The following is a 20,369-nucleotide window of genomic DNA, read 5'->3' as shown; positions in this document are numbered from 1 at the left end:
GCGGGTGGAGACTACTCGGGTGGTGACCCGAGGGGTACAGAGAGCCAGGATCCACGCGCCGCGGATCGACTTCGGCGCGCTGCGCCGCGAGCTGGAACTGCCCGACGAGTTCCCGCCCGAGGTGCGGCGCGCCGCCGAGGAGGCGGCGACCGCGGGCCGGCCGCCCGCGCGGGACCGCACGGACGTACCGCTGGTGACGCTCGATCCGGTCGGCTCGCGGGACCTGGACCAGGCGATGGGGCTGGTCCGGCGGCGCGGCGGGTACCGGCTGCACTACGCGATCGCGGACGTGGCCTCGTTCGTCGCGCCGGGCGGCGCGCTGGACGGCGAGGCGTGGCGCCGGTCGCAGACGATCTACTTCCCGGACGCCCGGGTGCCGCTGCATCCCGCGGTACTCAGCGAGGGTGCGGCGAGCCTGCTGCCCGGCGTGGACCGTCCGGCGCTGCTGTGGACGATCGACCTGGACGACGCCGCCGAACCCACCGACGTACGCCTGGAGCGGGTGGTGGTGCGCTCGCGCGCGCAGCTCGACTACCCGGCGATGGCGCGGGCGGTGGCGGACGGCGGGCTGCCCGCGGAGATCGCGCTGCTGCCCGAGGTGGGGCGGCTGCGCCGGGCGGCGGCGATCGGCCGCGGCGCCATCGAGCTGAACGCGCCGGAGGCCGAGGTCGAGCCGGACGGTACGGGCTGGCGCCTGGTGCTGCGCTCCGCGGCGCCGATCGAGGAGTACAACGCGCAGGTGTCGCTGTTGACGGGGATGTGCGCGGCGGAGATCATGCTGGCCGGCGGCGTCGGCGTGCTGCGTACGCTGCCGGCGGCGCAGCCGGCGGACGTCTCCCGGGTCCGCGCCGGCGCGCACGCGCTCGGCATCGACTGGCCGCCCGACGCCACCCCCGCCGAGGTACTCGCCGGCGTCGACGCGGGCACCCCGCGCGGCGCCGCGTTCCTGGACCTGGCGGCGAGCCTGCTGCGCGGCGCCGGGTACACCCCCTTCGACGGTACGGCGCCGAAACGGACCGGCCACGCCGGCGTCGGCTCCTCGTACGCGCACGTCACGGCGCCGCTGCGGCGCCTCGTCGACCGGTACGCGCTGGAGGTGTGCCTGGCGCTGTCGGCGGGCCGGGAGGTGCCGGACTGGGCGCGGCAGGGGCTCGCCCGGCTGCCCCCGGTGATGTCCGCGGGCGATCAGCGCGCGGCCGCGGCCGAACGTGCCGTGGTCGACCTGACCGAGGCGGTCCTGCTCGCCGGGCGGGTCGGCGAGACGTTCGAGGTGGCCGTGGTCGACGAGGGCACGGTCGCGGTCGACGACCCGCCGGTCCGCGCCCGCTGCGAGGGCACCGACCTGCCCGTCGGCCAGCGCATCCGGGTACGCCTGGTCGAGGCCGACCCCGCCACCCGCCGCGTACTCTTCCGCCGCTGAGCCGCGCCGCCGCGTACGCGCAGGGAGCGGCGGTGTGACAGTGGTCGCGGGGTGATGCGCTGCCACGGCGCGGCCGGTGCGGTTGAATGGGCCCATGCCGTACGACTCCAGCATCCTGCCGGACGTGTCCACCCTGACCGTCGGTGTCCTCGGTGGCACCGGGCCGCAGGGCCGCGGCCTGGCGTACCGGTTGGCGCGGGCCGGCCAGTCCGTCGTGCTCGGTTCGCGCAGCCCGGAGCGGGGCGCGGCCGCCGCGGCCGAGCTGGCCGCGCTGCCCGGCGCCGACGGCGGGCCGGTGCCCGGCACGGTGACGGGCGGGGACAACGCGCTCGCCGCCGCCACGGACGTCGTGATCGCCGCGCTGCCGTACGAGGGGCATGCGGAGACGCTGAGCACGCTGCGCGCCGAGCTGGCCGGGCGGATCCTGGTCGACTGCGTCAACCCGCTGGGGTTCGACCAGCGCGGCCCGCACGCCCTCGCCGTACCGGAGGGGAGTGCGGCGGAGCAGGCGGCCGCGCTGCTGCCGGACACCCGGGTGACGGCCGCGTTCCACCACGTCAGCGCGGTGCTGCTGACCGATCCCGGGGTCGCCGAGATCGAGACCGACGTGCTGGTACTCGGGGACGACCGCGCCGCGACGGACGCGGTGCAGGCGCTCGCCGCCCGCATCACCGGCATGCGCGGGGTGTACGCGGGGCGGTTGCGCAACGCCGGTCAGATCGAGGCGCTGACCGCGAACCTGATCGCGATCAACAAGCGGTACAAGGCGCACGCCGGCATCCGGATCACGGACGTGTAGATGCTGCGGGTGGTGTCGCTTGTGCCGTCGCTGACCGAGTCGGTGGCGGTCACGGCGCCCGAGCTGCTGGTCGGCGCGACGGACTGGTGCACCGAACCGGCCGGGCTGGCGGTCGCGCGGATCGGCGGCAGCAAGTACCCGCGGGTGGCGGACGTGTTGGCGCTGGAGCCGGATCTGGTGCTGGCCAACCAGGAGGAGAACCGCCGCGAGGACGTCGAGGCGCTGCGCGCGGCCGGGATCGACGTCTGGGTCAGCTTTCCACGTACCGTCGACACGGCTCTGTCCACATTGGACGAGATGTTCGGCGTACTCGGGATCGCGCGGCCGGGGTGGCTGGATGACGCGGCCCGCGCCTGGTCGGCGCCACCGGCGGGGCCGGACCGGCGCGCCGTCGTACCGGTGTGGCGGCGGCCGTGGGTGTGGCTGGGCTCCGACACGTTCGCCGCGGACGTGCTGCGCCGCCTCGGCGTCGTCGTGCCGCCGCTGGCCGGCGACGACCGGTACCCGCGGGTCGACGTGCCGACCGCGCTGGCCACCGCGCCCGACCTCGTCGTCCTGCCCGACGAGCCGTACCGGTTCACCGCCGACGACGGGCCCGAGTCGTTCCCCGGCCTGCCGTGCGCGCTGGTCTCCGGCCGGCACCTCACCTGGTACGGCCCGTCGCTCGCGGCGGCGCCCGCCGTGCTGGGCGCCGCGCTGCGTACCTGACTTCCCTTGCGGGACAAGGGAAGTCAGCAGGCGAGGGACCGCTCGGCGTTGCCCGCCATGACCGCCAGCACCCGCACCACCTCCGCGTACTCCCCGGGCGCGAGGCCCGCGGTCAGCGTCTCCCGGTCGCGCCCGATCCGTTCCGCCACCCCGTCGTACGCGGTGCGGCCGGTGGCGGTCAGGGTGACCGGGTCGCCGAGGTCGAGCCAGCCGCGCGCGGCGAGGTCGCTGAGTACGCCGTCGGCGTCGCGCTCGTCGTCGGTCCAGAACGGCGCGAGCGCGGCGGCGACCCCGGCCCGGTCGCGCGGCTGCCGGGCGACGGTGTTGAGCACCTGCCAGTCGCGCCGGACGAGGCCGATATCGCCGAGGGTGGCGGCGAACCGGCGTTCGATCAGGGTGTCGAGGTGCCGCAGCCAGTACCCGATCGGGCGCTCCGGAGTGTCCATGACCCGCTCCATGTTCATGTAGGATGACATGTAATTGCCTCCCACTATGGATCAGGTACCCGATGGTCGACAAGTCGACGAGCGTCACCGAGATCGAGCGCGCCCTGGTCGCGATCCGCCGCAGTCAGGCGCGTCGCAGCCTGGCCCGGCTGTCCCGCCGGCGTGCCGGCCGCTCCGACGTACCGGACGCGGTCGTGGACCTGCTCGACGCCGTCGACGGCGCCGGCCCGCTGACCGTCACCGAGGCCGCCGCGGCGCTCGGCGTCGACCAGCCGCGCGCCAGCCGGCTCGCCGCGCAGGCCCTCGACGCCGGGCTGCTCCGCCGCGGCGCCGACCCCGCCGACGGCCGGCGTTCGCCGCTGACCCTCGCCGCCGCCGGCCGCCGCCTCCTCGACCGGGTCCGCGCGTTCCGCCGCGACGTGGTGGCCGAGGCGACCGCCGGCTGGTCCGCCGCCGACCGCGCCGCCCTCGGCCGGCTCCTCACCCGCTTCGTCACCGACTTCGCCGCCCTGACAAGGGATCCGTGACCGTCCCGCGGCCCGCCGGTACAGAACACCGGCGGGCCGCGGGACGGGCGTACTACTGCTGGAAGGTGTGCTCGGCGGCGGGGAACGCGCCGGACGTGACCTCGTCGGCGAAGGCGCGCGCGGCCTTGCCGAGGACGGTGTTGAGGTCCGCGTACCGCTTCACGAAGCGCGGCGTACGCCCCGGGCGCAGGCCCGCCATGTCCTGCCATACCAGGACCTGCGCGTCGCAGTCCGGGCCGGCGCCGATGCCGACGGTCGGGATCGCCAGCTCGTGCGTAATCCGCTTGGCGACCTGACCCGGCACCATCTCCAGCACCACCGCGAACGCGCCGGCCTCGCACACCGCGCGGGCGTCCGCGACGAGCGAGTCGGCCGCCTCGCCGCGTCCCTGCACCCGGTACCCGCCGAGCATGTGCTCGGACTGCGGAGTGAACCCGATGTGCGCCATGACCGGGATGCCGGCGTGGGTGAGCGCCTCGATCTGCGGCCGCATCCGTTGGCCGCCCTCCAGTTTGACGGCCTGCGCGCCGCCCTCCTTCATCAGCCGTACCGAGGACTCCAGGGCCTGCGCGGGGCCCGCCTCGTACGTGCCGAACGGCAGATCGGCCACCACCAGCGCCCGCGACGTGGCCCGGGTGACGGCCTTCACCAGCGGCAGCATCTCGTCGAGGTCGACCCGCAGGGTGGTGTCGTAGCCGTACACGTTGTTGGCGGCGGAGTCGCCGACGAGCAGCACCGGAATGCCGATCTCGTCGAAGACCGCCGCCGAGTACTGGTCGTAGCTGGTCAGCATCGGCCAGCGTTCGCCGCGCTCCTTGGCCTCGCGGAGGTGGGCGATGCGGACCCGCTTGATGCTCGGCCCGCCGTACAGGCTGGCCTCGGCCGTCCCGTCGGCGTACTTGTCGGACATCTGTGTGCTCCCTTCCCTCGGGGCCCGTTCGGGTCCCCGGGCGGGGAGACGCCGGTACGCCGACGATGCTCGCCGACGCTGGCGTGCTCCTCCAGGCCGATCCTCACACCAGAATGCGCCGCGACGGCAGTACCCGATGCGGAATGTCACATACCGTCGCGTAGGTAGAGTGGGCGGGGACAGCGGTGACGGGGAGGTGAGCCTGGTGGGAGCGCTGCCGAGTCACGTGCCGCCGTTCGATGGCTTCACGGTCGAGATGGCGGAGCACCTGCTGCCCGAGCACGCACGGTTCGAGCTGCATGGGGGACGGATCGTCGTGATGAGCCCGGCTCGGGTTTGGCACACCGAGGCGCAGCGTCGGATCGCGAACCTGTTGATCCGACAAGGCCGTATCGGCCGGATCGAGGTCGGTTTGGCGATCGCGCCGGGTGAGACCCGCGTCCTCGACGTGGCCGCGTTCGTCGACGAGCCGGACGAGGACAGCGCGTACTTCCAGCCAGGCGAGATCGAGCTGGCCGTCGAGGTCGTGTCGCCGAGCAGCCGGGACGACGACTACATCGACAAGCCCGCGCTGTACGCGAGGCTGGGGATCGCCGAGTTCTGGCGGGCGGACCGCGACGGGAGCGGAACCGTGCACGTGGCGCAGTTCCGCCTCGACCCCGACCGCCGGGTGTACGTGCCGGCCGGGGTGGTCCCGCTGGACGAGCTGGACGGTTAGCTGTCGCGGAAGCGGTTGGTGATGGGCAGCCGCCGGTCCCGGCCGAACGCCTTCGGGCTGATCTTCGGGCCGGGCGCCGACTGCCGCCGCTTGTACTCGGCGAGGTCGACGAGCCGGATCACCCGGTCCACCACGGCCGGGTCGTGCCCGGCGGCGACCAGGTCGGCGCGTCCGGCGTCGCCGTCCACGTACCCGGCGAGGATGGTGTCCAGCTCGTCGTACGGCGGGAGCGAGTCGGTGTCGAGCTGGCCGGGCCGCAGCTCCGCGCTGGGCGGCTTGGTGATGGAGTTCTCCGGGATGGGCGGGGTGGTGCCGCGCTTCTCGGCGTCCGCGTTGCGCCACCGCGCCAGCCGGAACACCCACGTCTTCGGTACGTCCTTGAGCGGGTTGAAGCCGCCGACCGAGTCGCCGTAGAGCGTGGAGTAGCCGACGGCCAGCTCGCTCTTGTTGCCGGTGGTGAGGACCAGGTGGCCCTCCTGGTTGGACAGCGCCATCAGCAGCACGCCGCGCACCCGCGCCTGCAGGTTCTCCACGGCCATCCCGGACAGCGTCAGCTGCGCCAGGTACGAGTCGACCATCGGCGCGATCGGCTCGGTGCGGTAGTGCAGCCCGGTACGGTCGGCGAGGTCGGCGGCGTCCGACCGGGAGTGCTCCGACGAGTACTCGCTGGGCATGGAGACGCCGAACACGCGCTCCGGCCCGAGCGCGTCGCAGGCGACCGCGGCGACGACGGACGAGTCGATGCCGCCGGACAGGCCGAGCACGACCGACCGGAACCCGTTCTTCCGGACGTAGTCGCGCAGCCCGGTGACGAGCGCCGCCCACACCTCGGCCTCGTCGGCGATCCGCTCCGTCAACTCCCCGGTACGCCGCGGCCCGGTCGGCGCCGCGGGCGTCGCCCCGAGCGTCACCCGGTCGATCCGCATCCCGGCCGCCTCCGCGGGCGCCGGCCCGTCCGACGCGGCCGGCAGGTCGAGATCCAGTACCACCAGGTCCTCGGCGAACTGCGGCGCCCGCGCCAGCAGCTCCCCGTCGGCGGTGACGACCAGCGAGTCCCCGTCGTACACCAGCTCGTCCTGCGCGCCGACCATGTTCACGTACGCCAGCGTGGCGCCCGCCTCGGCCGCGCGCCGCCTGCACAGTTCCAGCCGGAGGTCGTCCTTCGCCAGCTCGTACGGCGAGCCGTTGACGTTGACGACGAGCCCGGCGCCCGCACCGCGGGCCGCGGCGAACGGCCCGCCCGCCTGCCACAGGTCCTCGCAGACGGTCAGCGCCACGTCGACCCCGCCGACCCGGACGAGGGTGAGCGTGTCGCCGGAGACGAAGTACCGGTCCTCGTCGAAGACGCCGTAGTTCGGCAGGTGGTGCTTGAAGTACCGGGCGGCGACGGTGCCGCCGTGCAGGACGGCGAGCGCGTTGCGGGGGCCGCGGTCCGGTTCGGCCTCGGCGCTCATCCGCGGCGGGCCGTCGGCGTCCAGGTAGCCCACGAGTACCGGGAGGTCGGCGAGGTCGTCGGCGGCGAGGTCGGCGGCGAGCCGCTCCACCGCGGACCGGCTGGCCGCCACGAACGAGGCCCGGAAGACCAGATCCTCCACCGGGTACCCGGTCAGCATCATCTCCGGGAACGCGACCAGCTGGGCGCCCTCGTCGGCGGCACGGCGGGCGGTCCGGCGGACCAGCTCGGCGTTGCCGGCGAGGTCGCCGACCGTGGGATCCACCTGGGCGAGGGCGATGCGCAACGTCGGCATGTCCCCATCCTCGCGCACCCGCCCGGCGCGGCCGAGCGTCCCCCGCCGACCGAAGCGGCGAGTTCCCTCACGTACCGGCGGGTGGGGTTCAGAGCCGGCGGGTGGGGGACCAGCCGAGCGCGGCCCGGGTGGGCGCCATGTCGATCACGGTGTCGGTGGTGTCGCCGGTGAGCGGCAGCGTACGGACGCCGTCCGGGCGGTCGAGCGCGGCCAGCAGCGCCGCGGTCAGGTCGGACGCGGCGAGCGCGGCGAGCGGCCGACCGTCCCGCATCCGTACCGGCGGGCGCGGGTCGTCCGGCTCCGCCGTCGCGTACGTGCGGCCCGGGCCGGGGCCGTCGTCGAGGCCCACCTGCCACGCCGGCCAGGACGCGTCCGGGGTCGGCCAGGCGAGCCGCAGGATGGTCAGCGCCTTCCCCGTCTCGCCGGCGGCGGCCGTCGCGGCCTGCTCGCCCAGCCGTTTCGTCAGCCCGTACGGGTCGGTCGCGTCGGCCGGCTCGTCCGCCGCCAGCGTCCGTACGCGTAGGTCGCGGTGCACCGACAGGCTCGACACGAACACCAGGTGGCCGGCGTCCCGGGCCGCCCGGACCGTCAGGTACGGCGACTTCACGTGCACGTCGAAGGCCGTGCCCAGGTCGGTCTCGCCGCGCGCGTTGGTCGGCGCCATCGCCATGTGCACGACCGCCGCCATCCCGGCGCACGCCTCCGCCAGGACGTCCGGATCGGTCGCCGAGCCCGCCACGTACTCGCAGTCGGTGTCGGGTCGACGCAGGTCGAGCACCCGGACCTGGTGCCGGGCGGCGAGACCGGGCAGAACCAGCCGGCCGACGTAGCCGGCACCACCGATGACCAGCAACCGCATCCGCGTTCCTCCTCCGTACGGGTGCCGACAGCCTGGCACACGGCGGAGTTGGCGTGCCGGTTACCCGCCCGGCGCGGGGAAGAGGCAGACTGCGGGCATGGACCGTCAGCAGGAGTTCGTGCTACGTACCCTGGAGGAGCGCGACATCCGGTTCCTCCGGCTCTGGTTCACCGACGTGCTGGGCACGTTGAAGAGCGTGTCGGTGGCGCCGGCCGAGCTGGAGGCCGCCTTCGAGGAGGGCATCGGCTTCGACGGCTCGGCGATCGAGGGCTTCGCCCGGGTACACGAGTCGGACATGATCGCCATACCGGACCCGGCGACGTTCCAGGTGTTCCCGTTCGAGGGCGGGGCGAACGGCGAGAGCGCCCGGATGTTCTGCGACATCGCGATGCCCGACGGGGCGCCGTCCTGGGCCGACCCGCGGCACGTGCTGCGCCGCACCCTGGCGAAGGCGGCGGAGAAGGGCTTCACCTTCTACACCCACCCGGAGATCGAGTTCTTCCTGGTCACCGACATGCCGGAGGACGGCTCCGAGCCGACCCCCGTCGACTCCGGCGGCTACTTCGACAACACCACGCACGCCGCGGCCCGCGACTTCCGCCGGCAGGCCGTCCTCGCCCTGGAACGCATCGGCATCTCCGTCGAGTTCAGCCACCACGAGGTGGCTCCCGGCCAGCAGGAGATCGACCTGCGGTACGCCGACGCGCTGACCACCGCCGACAACATCATGACGTTCCGGCACGTGGTGAAGGAGGTGGCGGTGTCGCAGGGGGTGCGCGCCACGTTCATGCCGAAGCCGTTCACCGAACAGCCCGGCAGCGGCATGCACACCCACCTGTCGCTGTTCGAGGGCGAACGCAACGCGTTCCACGACCCGACCGACCCGATGAAGCTGTCCAAGGTCGCGCGCTCGTTCATCGCCGGGCTGCTGCACCACGCGCGGGAGTACACGGCGATCACGAACCAGTGGGTCAACTCGTACAAGCGGCTGTTCCCGGCGCCGCTGCCGGACACCACCAACGAGGTGCCGGCGTTCGTCTCGTGGGGCCACCTCAACCGGTCCGCGCTCGTCCGCGTCCCCGCGTACGGCAAGCCCAACTCCGCCCGCGTCGAGGTCCGCTCCATCGACACCGCCTGCAACCCCTACCTCGCGTACGCGGTGCTCCTCGCGGCCGGCATGAAGGGCATCGAGGAAGGGTACGAGCTGCCGCCCGGCGCCGAGGACGACATCTGGGCGCTCACCGACGCCGAGCGGCGCGCCATGGGGTACGAGCCGCTGCCGCACGACCTGTCCGAGGCGCTCGACGTCCTCGCCCGCTCCGAGTTCGTCGCCGAAACCCTCGGCGAGGGCGTGTTCGACTTCTTCTGCAAGAACAAGCGCTCCGAGTGGGACGCGTACGCCAGCCGCGTCACCCCGTACGAGCGGCGGCGCTACCTGAACGTCCTCTAGCCCCCGTACCGGCGTCGGCGCTCCCGCCTTTCCCCGGTACCGGTCGCCCGCGTGCCGCACCACCCCTCCGCGCTCGGCCGTGCCTCCGCCCGGCGCTCCGGTGGGTGGGCTCCGCGGTGCTGTGGGCTGGGCCGAGCCTGCTCGCCCGGGACGTACCGTGATGGTTGGTTGTGGGGTGCGCCGAGCGGTTCGGGGGTGGCGGCGGCGTTGGTGGGGATCCGATACGGTCTCGGATTGCGTGGGGTGCGCGGGGGAGGGGACCTGATGTCGGAGCGGCAGCCGGACGAGCTGAGGCACCACCTGCGGGTGGAGCCGCGGGCCAGCGGCGACCGGTACGAGGTGGGCGACGACGCGATCTTCACCCGGGCCGCCGACTTCGCCGCGCTGATCGCCACCGATCTCCGCGGCCGCGTCAGGCGCAACTTCACGAGTTCGCTGGAGGTGGCGGCGATGAAGGCGGGAGCCGGCCACACGCACACGCCGTTCGGTCGGTTCGCCGAGGCGGACCGGCTCGTCGAGCGGCACGGCGAGCTGCGGGCGCGGATGGCCGACGACCTCCGGGCGCTCGCCGCCGACTTCGACCAGATCGCGAAAGCGTTGCGGTTGAGCCAACAGAACTATCTGGAGACCGAGGACGCCGCGCACCGCTCCTTCGGCACGTACGACCCGCACCACCGGCTGAGCGCCGCCGACCGCCGTACCCTCGACGCCGCGCTCGGCCTCGGCGCCGACCCGGCCGGGAAGGCGTGACGATGGGCGACGGCACCTGGGAGGCCGCCGTACGGCAGGTCACCCTGCCCGGCCGCGTCGACGACATCCAGGCCATGAAACGCCCCTGGCACACCCTCTTCGGCGAACTCGACGTGGTCCGCGACCGCGCCACCGAGCTCCAGACCAACATGACCACGCAGTGGAAGGGGCCCGCGGCCACCGAGTTCGCCCGCAAGGCCAAGCAGATCGTCGACCGCATCGACCAGCTCAACCAGGAATACTCGGCGGTCCTCGACCGGCTCGACACCCAGGCCACCGCCCTCTCCGACGCCGTACGCGCCATTCCCGTGCCGACGTTCGGCGGCCAGCTGCCCGCCGGCCGCGACGACGACGGCACCGGCGGCCGGCTCTACGACGACTACGGCGACGACCGCGGGCGGTACACCGACTTCGAGGCGCTCGCCGTCGACTACCTCTGGCAGCGGTACGCCGCCGCCGAAGCCGACGCCACCCTCGGCACCCGCGGATCCGGCCGCGGCGCCAGTACCGACGAGTGGTCCGTGGACATGGGCTCCCGGCACGGCCCGCTGTCCGAACAGGCCAGCCGCGACGCCGCCGCGAAGAAGTACTTCCGCGACGTCGCCCGCACCTGGTACGGCATGAACAAGGAGGTCGCGCACGCCGCCTTCGACACCCTCCGTACGGACTGGGACCGCGAAGCCCACCACATGCCCACCCCGACCGGTCCGGTGCGGAGCCGGGATGGGGAGCACCCGGACGACCGCCACGCTCACCAGGCCGGAGGCAGTGACGTCAGCGCGAACGGAATGGCCGGCGGAGCGGCCGGGCTCGGCGGCGGTATGTCGCTGGGCGCTGCTGGATCGTCGCCACCCGGTCGGTACCAGTTGCATTTCGGCTCCGGTCGGATGCCGGTCTCCGCGGCCGGTGGCGTCGGCTCGTCCCTGGCCGGCGGCGGGCAAGGTTCGGTCCCGTCGGTGTCCGATGGAGTCGTCGGCACCGGCGCCGGGTACGGGACGGGCTCGGGCGCGGCGTCCGCTGGTCCGGTTGCAGGAGCGGGGACGGCGGGCGGTGCCGGCATCGGCGGCTACGGAGCCGGGGCCGGCGCGGTCGGTGTCGGAGCAGGCACCGCGGCGGGCGTGGGCGCCAGACCGAGCGCGGCCGAGCCGGTCGGGCCGCGCAGCGACATCCGAGATCAGCTACCAGGCCAGCGGGCCGCGTCGGCCATGGGCCGGGGCGCGAACGGCGCCGCTGGGATGGTGCAGCCGGGCGCCGGCAAGACACAGGAGCGCGACGAGCGGCAGACGTGGCTGATCGAGGACGACGACGGTATCTGGCAGCCGAAGGAACGGCCGAGTCACACCGGGTTGATCGAGTAGCGGGGGTTGATGAGAGTGCGATCGGCTCGGCTACGCACGCGGCCGGTTCTGGCCCGCGCAGGCGTGATCCTGGCGTTTCTCCTTGCGGCACCCGTTCTTCTGCCCGGAGTGGCAGTTGCTGAGACGCCGCGGGACCAGCAGTGGTGGGTGGATGCGCTGCACATACCGGCTGCTCAGCGGATCGCAACCGGTCGGGGAGTGACGGTCGCTGTCATCGACTCCGGCGTCGACTCGGGCAATCCCGTCTTCGGCGGCCGCGTCCGTGGCGGCACCAGTCTGCTGATCGGTGACGCCGACCGCGGCATCGACCGGGACGGCCACGGCACGGGAATGGCGAGCGACATCGGTTCTTCCGGTGGTGACGGTCGTCCGTTGGGTGTCGCGCCCCGTGTCGGCATCATGCCGATCAGAGTGGACGTCAAGAGCATCAGCGATCAGGACCGTGCGATCAGGTACGCCGTGGACCACGGCGCGGGCGTCATCAACATCTCGCAGGGCGGATCCGGCAAGGCGCTCGCGTCGGATTCGGCCGCGCTGAAGTATGCGTTCGACCATGACGTTGTCGTCGTTGCTGCCGCTGGCAACACGAGTTCCGGCAACTCGACGGTCAGCGTGCCGGCGAATGTTCCTGGCGTCGTCGCCGTCTCCGGGGTGACCGAGTCGATGCGGTTCTGGTCCGGCTCGGCGCATGGCCCGGAGACGGTGCTGGCCGCGCCCGCGACGAACATCGTCTCGGTGACGAGCCGGCAGGCACATCAGCAGGGCGACTACGTCACCGCCGACGGGACGAGTGATGCGGCGGCGATCGTGTCGGGGGTGGCGGCGCTGGTGCGGAGCAGGTACCCGGGGATGAGCGCGGCGAACGTCATCAACCGGCTGATCCGTACGGCGCGGAACCCGGACGGTGCTGGGCGCAACGAGAAGTACGGCTTCGGGATCGTGGACCCGGTGCGGGCGCTGACCGCGGACGTACCGAAGGTGGACCGTAATCCGTTGCTGCCGGCGGCGGAGCCGTCACCGTCCACATCGGACAGTCCAGCCGCGGCGGCGGGTACGACCGGGTCACCGGTGCCGTGGGTCCTGGCCGGCGCCGCCGTACTCGTCGTGGCGGTGCTGGCGGGTGTGCTGATCGCCGTCGTACGCCGCCGCGGTGCCGCGGCCCGCTCGCGTACCGTCGACCGCCCGTCCCTCGGCGCCCCACCTCCCCGCGCCTGACCCGCCGCGTTCGCGGACTGATTGTCCGGATGACGGGGGATGGCACGATGTGCGGGCCGGCGGAGCCGAGACGCCGCCGGACCCGTCGAAGCGTGTAGCGAAGGGCTGTGTGCAGCGTGCGTGTCGTCCGGTTCGTGGCGGTCGTGTTGCTGGTGGTCGCGGGTCTGCTGGTGGCCACGACGACGCCGACCGCGACGGGTGCCGACCTGCGGGCGACGGTGGCGAGTTACGTCGCGGCCGCGGCGCTGGTGGTGCTCGCGCTCGCCGCGATCGTCGTGACCTGGCGCATCGAGCGGTCGCGGCGGGAACGGCGTGCGGCGACCAGCTCCGGCACCGGTGCCCCGGTGCCGATGCGCGACGCGGCGCCCCAGCTACCGGACGAGGCGTACCGGCGGCCGACCGGACCGGCCGTCCCGCCACCGTCCGACTGGCCGGCACCGCCCGGGTACCACGCGGGGCCGCTCGCCCCGGCACCCACGTCGTCGCAACCCACCACGGCATCGGCGTTCCCGCCCGGACCCGACCCGGTGGAGCCAGCGTCGGCGGCACCAGGACCCGCGCCCGCACCGGCGTTCCCGGCTGGGCCTGCCCCGGCACCGACGACTCCCGGGGCACCAGGACCCGCGTCAGTGTTCCCGCCGGAGCCTGCCCCGGCACCGACGGCCCCCGAAGCACTAGGACCCGCGTCAGCGTTCCCGGCTGGGCCTGCCCCGGCAGCGACGGCCCCCGGAGCGTCAGGATCGGCGTCGGTGTTCCCGGGTGGGCCTGCCCCGGCAGCGACGACGCCGGCCGCCCCAGCACCGGCGGGCCCGGCCCCGGCCGCACCCGTACCGGCGGCCGGAGCGGCGCGGTTGGCGGTGGACTTCGGGACGTACAACACGGTGGCGGCGCTGTCGGACGGGGAGCGGGTGCTGCTGTTCGACGGGATGCCGCTGCTGTCGTCGGCGGTGTACGCGGACCGTTCGGGTGCGCTGGTGGCCGGGCGGGACGCGGCGCACCTGGCGCGGCTGGACCCGGCCGGCTTCGAGCCGAACCCGAAGCGCCGCATCGACGACACGAGCGTGCTGCTCGGCGGCCGGGAGTACCCGGTGGTCGAGGTGGTGGCGGCGGTGCTGGGCCGGGTCGCGGACGAGGCGCGGCGGGTGGTGGGGCGGGTGCCGGAGACGGTACTGACGTACCCGGCGGCGTGGGGTCGGCGGCGGCAGGGCCTGCTGGTGGCGGCGGCGCGGCGGGCCGGGCTGCCGGTGGCGGGGGTGGTAAGTGAGCCGGTGGCGGCGGCGTACCGGTTCGCGGCGTTGGAGGGTGTCGCGGCGGGGCGCACGCTGGTGGTGTTCGACTTCGGCGCGGGCACGCTGGACGTGGCGGCGGTACGGGCGGCCGACGGCGGCTACCAGGTCGTGGCGTACGACGGGGTCGAGGACCTGGGCGGGCTCGACATCGACGAGGCCGTCGTCCGGCACGTCGGCCGTACGGTGGCCGAGCGGGCGCCGGCGGCGTGGGCGCGCCTCACCGCACCCGGCACGGCGGAGGAGTTCCGGGCGCGGCGCCTGCTGTGGGACGACGCCCGCGCGGCCAAGGAGATGCTGTCCCGCACGAGCCTCGCGCCGCTCCCCGTCCCCGGGTACGAGCCCGGCGTCCACCTCACCCGCGACGAGCTGAACGACCTCTGCCGGCCCCTGCTCGACCGCGCCATGCGCACCCTCCACGGGGTACTCGCCGCGGCCCGGGTGGCGCCGCCCGACCTGGCCGGCATCGTACTGGTCGGTGGGTCGAGCCGGCTGCCGCTGGTCGCCGACCGGATCCTCCGCGAACTGGGCGTGGCCGCCACGGTCACCGACCAGCCCGAGGTCGTCGTCGCGCACGGCGCCCTCACCGCCCACCCCCTCCCGCTACCGGCCTGACCGGCCGGCCCAGCCCGAGTTTCCTGCCCGGTACGCACCGCTGGCTCTGCGCACGTTCGCTTGATGCGTACGGGTGCTCGGGGCAAGGGCCGGCGAAGGCATGGACCCCAGCCTCGGTTCCTGGATGCGCCGGGGGGCGTCGTGGCGCCGACCTGGCTCAACCGTCGCGGTTCTCGGCCGTGCGCTGATCGCGGGTGATGTGTCTGCACCCTCTGGGGAACGCCGGCGAAGCCATGGGTACGGGCCTCGGTTCGTGGATGCGTACGGGGCATGGTGTCGTTGACCTGGCTCAACCGTCGCGTTTCCCGGCCGTGCGCTGGTCGCGGTGAGGTGTCTGCGGGTTCGGGGCAAAGAGTGGCGAGGGCATGGACGCCAGCCCGGTTCGTGGATGCACGGCGCCCACCTGGCTCGACGGCTTGGCGGCGTGCGCGTCGCGCAGGAGCGTCGGCTCACGGTACCGGCGGGTCAGCGGGTGGGGCGGGGGGAGGTGCGGCGGGTGACGGGGGCCGCGGTGGCGGCGGCGATGTCGGCGACGGCGGTGCAGGTGTCGGCGACGGGGTCGGCGGCGTCGAGGGCGGTGGCGAGCCGGCGCAGCAGCGACTTCAGCGCGGTACGGTCGGCGGCGGGCAGGCCGGCGAGGATGCGCGTTTCGAGGGTGTGGAAGGCGTCGTCGAGGCGGGCGAGGCGGCGCCGGCCGGACGGGGTGGCGACGACGAGCCGGGTACGCCGGTCGGCGGGGTCGGGCCGGCGGCGGACGAGGCCGGCGTGTTCCATGTCGTCGAGCAGGTACGTCATGACGGTGCGGTCGATGCCGAGCCGGCTGGCGATGGCGGTCTGGGTGGCGGGTGGTGTGCCGCACGCGGCGGTGAGCAGCTGGTATCCGCGGTGCCCGCCGGGGATCCCGTCGGTGACCGCCGCGGAGGCCCGGACGTAGCTGCGGAAGACGACGCCGAGGGCCCAGCCGAGGTCCTCCTCGACCCCGCTTCCGGTACGTGACGCCACCATGCCGCCATCCTAGCGTGTGCGGTACGACATACCTTCTGTCGGACAGAACATCTGCGCGGCATACTGTACCGGGCCCGCCGAGGTACGCGGGCGTCGACGCGGCGCGGGAGGTGGCTGGTGCCCGACTACGGTCACGAGCTGGAGTTCGGGGTCTTCGTGCCGCCGGCGGCGGAGTCCGCCGACGCGGTGGTGGAGCTGGCGCGGCTGGCCGACCGGCTCGGGCTGGACCTGGTGAGCGCGCAGGACCATCCGTACCAGCCGGCGTTCCTGGACGTGTGGACGCTGCTGTCGGTGGTGGCGGCGCGTACCGAGCGGGTCCGGGTCTTTCCGAACGTGGCGAACCTGCCGCTGCGGCCGCCCGCCGTGCTGGCCCGCGCCGCCGCGAGCCTGGACGTACTGACCGGCGGACGGGTCGAGCTGGGGCTCGGCGCCGGCGCGTTCCCGGACGGTGTGGCGGCCCTGGGCGGACCGCGGCGTACGGCAGCGGAATCCGTTGCGGCGCTTGCCGAAGCGATCGCCGTGGTTCGCGCGCTGTGGACGCCGGGCCCGGCGCGTACGGTAGACGGCGAGCACTACCGGCTGGCCGGCGCGCGACCCGGTCCGACGCCGGCGCACGACATCGGCATCTGGCTCGGGGCGTACAAGAGGCGGATGTTGGAGCTGACGGGGCGGCTCGCCGACGGCTGGCTCCCGTCGTACGGGTACGCCGCGCCCGAGGAGCTGGCCGCGATGAACGCGGTCATCGACAAGGCCGCCGCCGACGCCGGCCGTGACCCGGGCGCGATCCGCCGGCTGTACAACGTGTCCGGCTCGTTCGACGGCGACGGCGGCTGGTTCGCCGGGCCGCCCGCGGTGTGGGCCGAGCAGCTCGCCGAGCTGGCCCTGTCCGAGGGCGTCAGCGGCTTCGTCCTCGCCGTCGGCAACGACACCGACCTCCGCCGGTACGCCGAGGAGGTGGCGCCCGCCGTCCGCGCCCTGGTCGCCGCCGAACGCGCCGCACCACCCGCCCAGCCCGGCACCGCAACGCCACCCGGCACCGCAACGCCACCCGACGGTGCCACGCCACGCGACAACGCCACGCAATCCGGCAGCGCCATGCCATCCGGCGGTGCCACGTCACCCGGCAGGGCCACCGACCGGGCCGCTGAGCCAGGCGTACCAAGGGATTCCGGGGTGCGCGAGGTGGCCGGCGTGGTGCCGGGGGTGGTGCCGACGGCGGACGACGTGCCGCGGCGCTCGACCGAGACGCTGTGGGACGAGGCGGAGCGGCCGACCGGGCCGGCGCCGGATCCGACCGTGCGGTACGCGCCGGACGGCCGGACGCACGCCCGGCACCTGATCGACATCCACGACCACCTGCGCGGCGAGCTGACGGAGCTGCTCGGCATGGTGCGGCAGGTGGCGGACGGTTCGCTGTCGGCGGGTGCGGCCCGCTCGCACCTGAACACGCTGACCATGCGGCAGAACAACTGGACGCTCGGGGCGTACTGCGAGAGCTACTGCCGGGTCCTGGCGGTGCACCACACGATCGAGGACGAGTCGCTGTTCCCGCACCTGCGGCGGCGCGATCCGCGGCTGGCGCCGGTACTCGACCGGTTGGAGTCGGAGCACCACGCGATTGCCGGCCTGCTGGACCGGATCGACGCCGCGCTCGTCGCCACCCTGCACGACCCGGCCCGGATCGACGCGCTGTCCGCCGCGGCCGACCTGCTCGCCGACGCGTTGCTGTCGCACCTGTCGTACGAGGAGCGGGAGCTCGTCGAGCCGCTCGCCCGGCTGCGGCTGCCGGTGTGACCGCCCACCGGGTGACCCCGCACATCACCGAACCGCCCGCTCGTCCGTTGTACGCAGGGTGTGTGACGAACCGAGGTCGGGGGGCCTGGTGGACGCTGGTCGGTGTGCGTACCCGTTGAAGGTCGTGGTGTTGGGCGGGCGCGCGGTGGGGTCGTCGTTCGTCGGGCTGGTGTCCGACGGGGAGGGCGGCGCCGCGGTCCTGCCGTACGGGCGGTGCGCGGTGACCGACCGCGTCTCCGTGCACCTGTACGGAATGCCCGCGCAGCACCGGTACTGGTTCATGTGGGACGCGCTGTCCCGGGGCGCGGTCGCCGCGCTCGTGCTCGCCGACGCGGGGCGGCTGCGGGACAGCTTCGCCGCCCTGGACTACGCGGCGGCGCGCGGCCTGCCGCACCTCGTCGCCGTCGCCAACGCCGACCGGTACGAGCTGGGTGAGGTGCGCGAGGCGCTGTCGGTGGGCCCGGAGGTTCCGGTGCTGTTGACCGAATCCGACCGGTCGCGGCCCGCCCGCGAGGTCCTGCACGCCGTCGTACGGTACGCGGTGGCCCGGCGAAACTCGGCCGCCGCCTGAGGTATCGCTTGCGCCGCAACGGTTTCCGGCTCGGCCGCGGGGCTGGTTTCGGACGCTTCCGGTTGCCGATACCGGCAGGTGGAGTCAGGGTGGGTGGATTGGCCGAACCCACGTGAGGAGAGTCGAGTGCTCGCCCTGACCGAGAACGCGGTGGCCGTCATCCGCACCCTGACCGAGCAGACCGGCGACCCGACCGGCGCCGGCCTGCGGATCGCCGCTGACACCGTGCCGGACGACACCGCCGAGGCGGTACCCGACGACGCGCACGCGCTGACGTTGGCCGTCACCCAGGCGCCCGAGTCGGGCGACCAGGTGCTCGACGCGGACGGCGCGCGGCTGTTCCTGGAGTCCGGCGCCGCGGCGTACCTGGACGACAAGGCGCTGGACGCCGAGGTCGACCAGAACGGCAACGTCAGCTTCGCCGTCGCGCTGCGCCCGGAGTAACAGCCGGAGGCCGGATTCCCGTGTGGTGCCGGGGATCCGGTGCGCGAAGCGGTCGCGTTCGGCCCGTCCGGTACGGGACCGGACGGGCGGGTCCGCGGACGGCGAAAGTGTCATACCCCGGTCGTACTGTCTGGGTATGAACCGGACCGAACGACTCCATGCACTCGTCGACGAACTTCGTGCCGCGGCACCGTCGCCGCGCACCACGCGCCAGCTCGCCGAGCGTTTCGCGGTGAGCGTGCGCACCATCGAGCGCGACACGGCAGCGCTCGCCGCCAGCGGTGTCCCGGTCTATGCCGTACCTGGACCGGAGGGTGGGTTCGCGGTGGACGCGACCGCCCGCGACCTGCCCCCGATGTCGGTCACGCCGGAGGAGGCCGTCGCGCTCGCGGTCGCCCTGTCCCGGCTGGCGGGCACCCCGTTCCAGCAGGCCGCCGACGGTGTACTGGACAAGCTGCGCGCGCGGTACCCGGGGGTGACCGGTGCCGCCGCCGAGGCGGTCGCCGCGCACGCCGGCATCGAGGTCGAGACCGCCGGCCAGTTCCCGGCCGTACCGGTGGTGTTGCAGGAGGCGCTCACCGCCGAGCGCGTCCTCGACCTCGACTACGCGGACCGCCGCGGCCGGCTCAGCCACCGCACCGTCGAGCCGATCGGCTTCGTCGGCGCCCGCGAGCACTGGCTGCTGCTGGCGTGGTGCCGGCTGCGGCACGACGTCCGCGCGTTCCGGATCGACCGGATCCGGCACGCGCGGCTGGGCACCGAGCACGTGCCCGCCCGCCGCGATCTGCCGGCGCTGGACATTCCGGAGCAAGTGGTGCGCCGACTCTCCGCCGTCTGAGCCGTTTCCGTCGAACGAGCGGCCGTGTGCACGGCCGAGTGTGTCGGTTTCCACCCGCGGTCCGCGGACCGGCCGCGGGTGGGGATCGATAGCCTCGTGAGCGTGACGACTGTACGCACGCTCGTGGTGGAGAACGATCCGACCGACGACGTCCGCGTCCTCGGTGAGTGGCTGACCGAGGCCGGGCTGGAACTTTCCGTCATCCGGCCGCACGCCGGGGAGGAGCTGCCCGCCGGCGACCTCTCCGGGTACGCGGGGCTCGTGGTGCTGGGCGGCGGCCTCCCCGACACCTCCTGGTACGCGGCGGAGGAGAACCTGTTCCGCACCGCCGTACGGCAGAAGGTGCCGACCCTGGCGATCTGCCTCGGCGCGCAGATCATGGCCAACGCGCTCGGCGGGTACGTGGCGCGCGCCGAGGCCGGGCCGGAGCTGGGGCCGCGGCTCGTCGCCAAGCGCGACGCGGCGAACAACGACGTACTGTTCGCCGACGTACCGCTGATGCCCGACGTGATCCAGTTCCACCACGACGAGATCGTCGAACTGCCCGAGGGCGCGGTGCTGCTCGCCGCCTCGCCGAGCTACCCCAACCAGGCCTTCCGGTACGGCGACCGCGCCTGGGCGGTGCAGTTCCACATCGAGTGCGACGCCGACATGCTGGCCGGCTGGATCGCCGGATCCGCCGACGTCGCCGCGACCGGCGCCGACCCCGCCGACCTGACCGCCCGGTGCGCCGCGGCGCTGCCCGACGTCGCCGAGACCTGGCGGCCGTTCGCGCACCGCTTCGCCGACCTCGTGTCCGGCCGTACGTCGGCGCGCACCGAGTTACCCCTCCTCGGCTCGTGACCGCCGTGGACCGGACGGGCACGCCGAGACGAAGACGGAGGGCTGGCATGAGCGAGGACCGGAGG

Annotated in this window: 21 protein-coding genes; 15 read left to right on the top strand and 6 right to left on the bottom strand. The window is 74.0% G+C overall.

Features of this window, described 5'->3' with window-relative positions; all coding sequences use genetic code 11:
* The first annotated feature begins 19 nt into the window (after positions 1-19).
* The 3 genes from Aru02nite_RS10445 to Aru02nite_RS10435 all read left to right on the top strand — a co-directional run bounded on the left by Aru02nite_RS10445 (position 20) and on the right by Aru02nite_RS10435 (position 2,927).
* Positions 20-1,420: an RNB domain-containing ribonuclease gene (locus Aru02nite_RS10445; protein ID WP_239076593.1), complete on the top strand. Its 1,401-nt coding sequence runs from the start codon at positions 20-22 to the stop codon at positions 1,418-1,420.
* Positions 1,421-1,514: 94 nt separating this feature from the next.
* Complete coding sequence (npdG, locus tag Aru02nite_RS10440) at positions 1,515-2,219, top strand: NADPH-dependent F420 reductase (RefSeq protein WP_203657142.1); 705 nt, start codon at positions 1,515-1,517, stop codon at positions 2,217-2,219.
* Positions 2,220-2,222: 3 nt separating this feature from the next.
* On the top strand, positions 2,223-2,927 hold the full coding sequence (locus tag Aru02nite_RS10435) for a helical backbone metal receptor (protein ID WP_203657545.1): 705 nt from the start codon (positions 2,223-2,225) through the stop codon (positions 2,925-2,927).
* Between the two features lie 23 nt (positions 2,928-2,950).
* On the opposite strand, the gene Aru02nite_RS10430 is transcribed toward Aru02nite_RS10435, so the two are convergent.
* The gene (locus Aru02nite_RS10430; protein WP_203657141.1) at positions 2,951-3,373 is read right to left on the bottom strand and encodes a winged helix DNA-binding protein; all 423 of its coding nucleotides are present in this window, start codon (positions 3,371-3,373) and stop codon (positions 2,951-2,953) included.
* A gap of 62 nt (positions 3,374-3,435) precedes the next feature.
* On the opposite strand from Aru02nite_RS10430, the gene Aru02nite_RS10425 reads away from it, so the two are divergent.
* Positions 3,436-3,900: a MarR family winged helix-turn-helix transcriptional regulator gene (locus Aru02nite_RS10425; protein WP_203657140.1), complete on the top strand. Its 465-nt coding sequence runs from the start codon at positions 3,436-3,438 to the stop codon at positions 3,898-3,900.
* A gap of 52 nt (positions 3,901-3,952) precedes the next feature.
* Here Aru02nite_RS10425 and panB read toward each other — a convergent pair whose 3' ends face one another.
* On the bottom strand, positions 3,953-4,810 hold the full coding sequence (gene panB, locus Aru02nite_RS10420; protein WP_203657139.1) for a 3-methyl-2-oxobutanoate hydroxymethyltransferase: 858 nt from the start codon (positions 4,808-4,810) through the stop codon (positions 3,953-3,955).
* A 196-nt stretch (positions 4,811-5,006) separates the two neighbouring features.
* Here panB and Aru02nite_RS10415 point away from each other — a divergent pair, with 196 nt between their 5' ends.
* Positions 5,007-5,528 carry a Uma2 family endonuclease gene (locus Aru02nite_RS10415; RefSeq protein ID WP_203657137.1) on the top strand — a complete coding sequence of 174 codons (522 nt, stop codon included), beginning with the start codon at positions 5,007-5,009 and terminating at the stop codon, positions 5,526-5,528.
* Here the strand turns inward: Aru02nite_RS10415 and Aru02nite_RS10410 are convergent.
* Both Aru02nite_RS10410 and Aru02nite_RS10405 read right to left on the bottom strand, forming a co-directional pair.
* Positions 5,525-7,276, bottom strand: a complete 1,752-nt coding sequence (locus Aru02nite_RS10410; RefSeq protein ID WP_203657135.1) for an NAD+ synthase — start codon at positions 7,274-7,276, stop codon at positions 5,525-5,527. The genes Aru02nite_RS10415 and Aru02nite_RS10410 overlap by 4 nt on opposite strands.
* 88 nt (positions 7,277-7,364) lie before the next feature.
* The gene (locus Aru02nite_RS10405) at positions 7,365-8,135 is read right to left on the bottom strand and encodes an NAD-dependent epimerase/dehydratase family protein (protein WP_203657133.1); all 771 of its coding nucleotides are present in this window, start codon (positions 8,133-8,135) and stop codon (positions 7,365-7,367) included.
* Positions 8,136-8,232: 97 nt separating this feature from the next.
* Between Aru02nite_RS10405 and Aru02nite_RS10400 the strand changes: the two genes are divergently transcribed.
* The 4 genes from Aru02nite_RS10400 to Aru02nite_RS10385 all read left to right on the top strand — a co-directional run bounded on the left by Aru02nite_RS10400 (position 8,233) and on the right by Aru02nite_RS10385 (position 12,908).
* A complete protein-coding gene (locus tag Aru02nite_RS10400) occupies positions 8,233-9,585 on the top strand; it encodes a glutamine synthetase family protein (RefSeq protein WP_203657131.1) in 1,353 nt (450 codons plus the stop codon).
* A gap of 264 nt (positions 9,586-9,849) precedes the next feature.
* Positions 9,850-10,335: a hypothetical protein gene (locus Aru02nite_RS10395; RefSeq protein WP_203657129.1), complete on the top strand. Its 486-nt coding sequence runs from the start codon at positions 9,850-9,852 to the stop codon at positions 10,333-10,335.
* 2 nt (positions 10,336-10,337) lie between these two features.
* Positions 10,338-11,693 carry a hypothetical protein gene (locus Aru02nite_RS10390; RefSeq protein WP_203657127.1) on the top strand — a complete coding sequence of 452 codons (1,356 nt, stop codon included), beginning with the start codon at positions 10,338-10,340 and terminating at the stop codon, positions 11,691-11,693.
* A gap of 198 nt (positions 11,694-11,891) precedes the next feature.
* The gene (locus tag Aru02nite_RS10385; RefSeq protein ID WP_203657125.1) at positions 11,892-12,908 is read left to right on the top strand and encodes a S8 family serine peptidase; all 1,017 of its coding nucleotides are present in this window, start codon (positions 11,892-11,894) and stop codon (positions 12,906-12,908) included.
* Between the two features lie 226 nt (positions 12,909-13,134).
* Here the strand turns inward: Aru02nite_RS10385 and Aru02nite_RS10380 are convergent, their stop codons facing one another.
* Positions 13,135-13,401 (bottom strand): hypothetical protein, encoded by a 267-nt coding sequence (locus Aru02nite_RS10380; protein ID WP_203657123.1) that lies wholly within the window; start codon positions 13,399-13,401, stop codon positions 13,135-13,137.
* A 364-nt stretch (positions 13,402-13,765) separates the two neighbouring features.
* Here Aru02nite_RS10380 and Aru02nite_RS10375 point away from each other — a divergent pair, with 364 nt between their 5' ends.
* Entirely contained in the window at positions 13,766-14,809 is a 1,044-nt protein-coding gene (locus tag Aru02nite_RS10375) for an Hsp70 family protein (RefSeq protein ID WP_203657121.1), read from the top strand.
* Between the two features lie 465 nt (positions 14,810-15,274).
* Here the strand turns inward: Aru02nite_RS10375 and Aru02nite_RS10370 are convergent, their stop codons facing one another.
* Complete coding sequence (locus tag Aru02nite_RS10370; protein ID WP_203657119.1) at positions 15,275-15,814, bottom strand: MarR family winged helix-turn-helix transcriptional regulator; 540 nt, start codon at positions 15,812-15,814, stop codon at positions 15,275-15,277.
* Between the two features lie 117 nt (positions 15,815-15,931).
* Here Aru02nite_RS10370 and Aru02nite_RS10365 point away from each other — a divergent pair, with 117 nt between their 5' ends.
* The 5 genes from Aru02nite_RS10365 to Aru02nite_RS10345 all read left to right on the top strand — a co-directional run bounded on the left by Aru02nite_RS10365 (position 15,932) and on the right by Aru02nite_RS10345 (position 20,304).
* Entirely contained in the window at positions 15,932-17,608 is a 1,677-nt protein-coding gene (locus Aru02nite_RS10365; protein ID WP_203657117.1) for an LLM class flavin-dependent oxidoreductase, read from the top strand.
* A gap of 88 nt (positions 17,609-17,696) precedes the next feature.
* Positions 17,697-18,179, top strand: coding sequence for an ATP/GTP-binding protein (locus tag Aru02nite_RS10360; protein WP_239076592.1), 483 nt, complete (start codon positions 17,697-17,699; stop codon positions 18,177-18,179).
* A gap of 126 nt (positions 18,180-18,305) precedes the next feature.
* A complete protein-coding gene (locus tag Aru02nite_RS10355; protein WP_203657116.1) occupies positions 18,306-18,623 on the top strand; it encodes a hypothetical protein in 318 nt (105 codons plus the stop codon).
* A 136-nt stretch (positions 18,624-18,759) separates the two neighbouring features.
* Entirely contained in the window at positions 18,760-19,461 is a 702-nt protein-coding gene (locus Aru02nite_RS10350; RefSeq protein ID WP_203657115.1) for a helix-turn-helix transcriptional regulator, read from the top strand.
* 102 nt (positions 19,462-19,563) lie between these two features.
* Positions 19,564-20,304 carry a type 1 glutamine amidotransferase gene (locus tag Aru02nite_RS10345; RefSeq protein ID WP_239076591.1) on the top strand — a complete coding sequence of 247 codons (741 nt, stop codon included), beginning with the start codon at positions 19,564-19,566 and terminating at the stop codon, positions 20,302-20,304.
* Positions 20,305-20,369: the final 65 nt, after the last annotated feature.

Source organism: Actinocatenispora rupis (assembly GCF_016861975.1).
Taxonomy (GTDB): Bacteria; Actinomycetota; Actinomycetes; order Mycobacteriales; family Micromonosporaceae; genus Actinocatenispora; species Actinocatenispora rupis.
The sequence above is the reverse complement of the archived record's forward strand: the minus strand, read 5'-3'. Positions and strand labels throughout refer to the sequence as shown.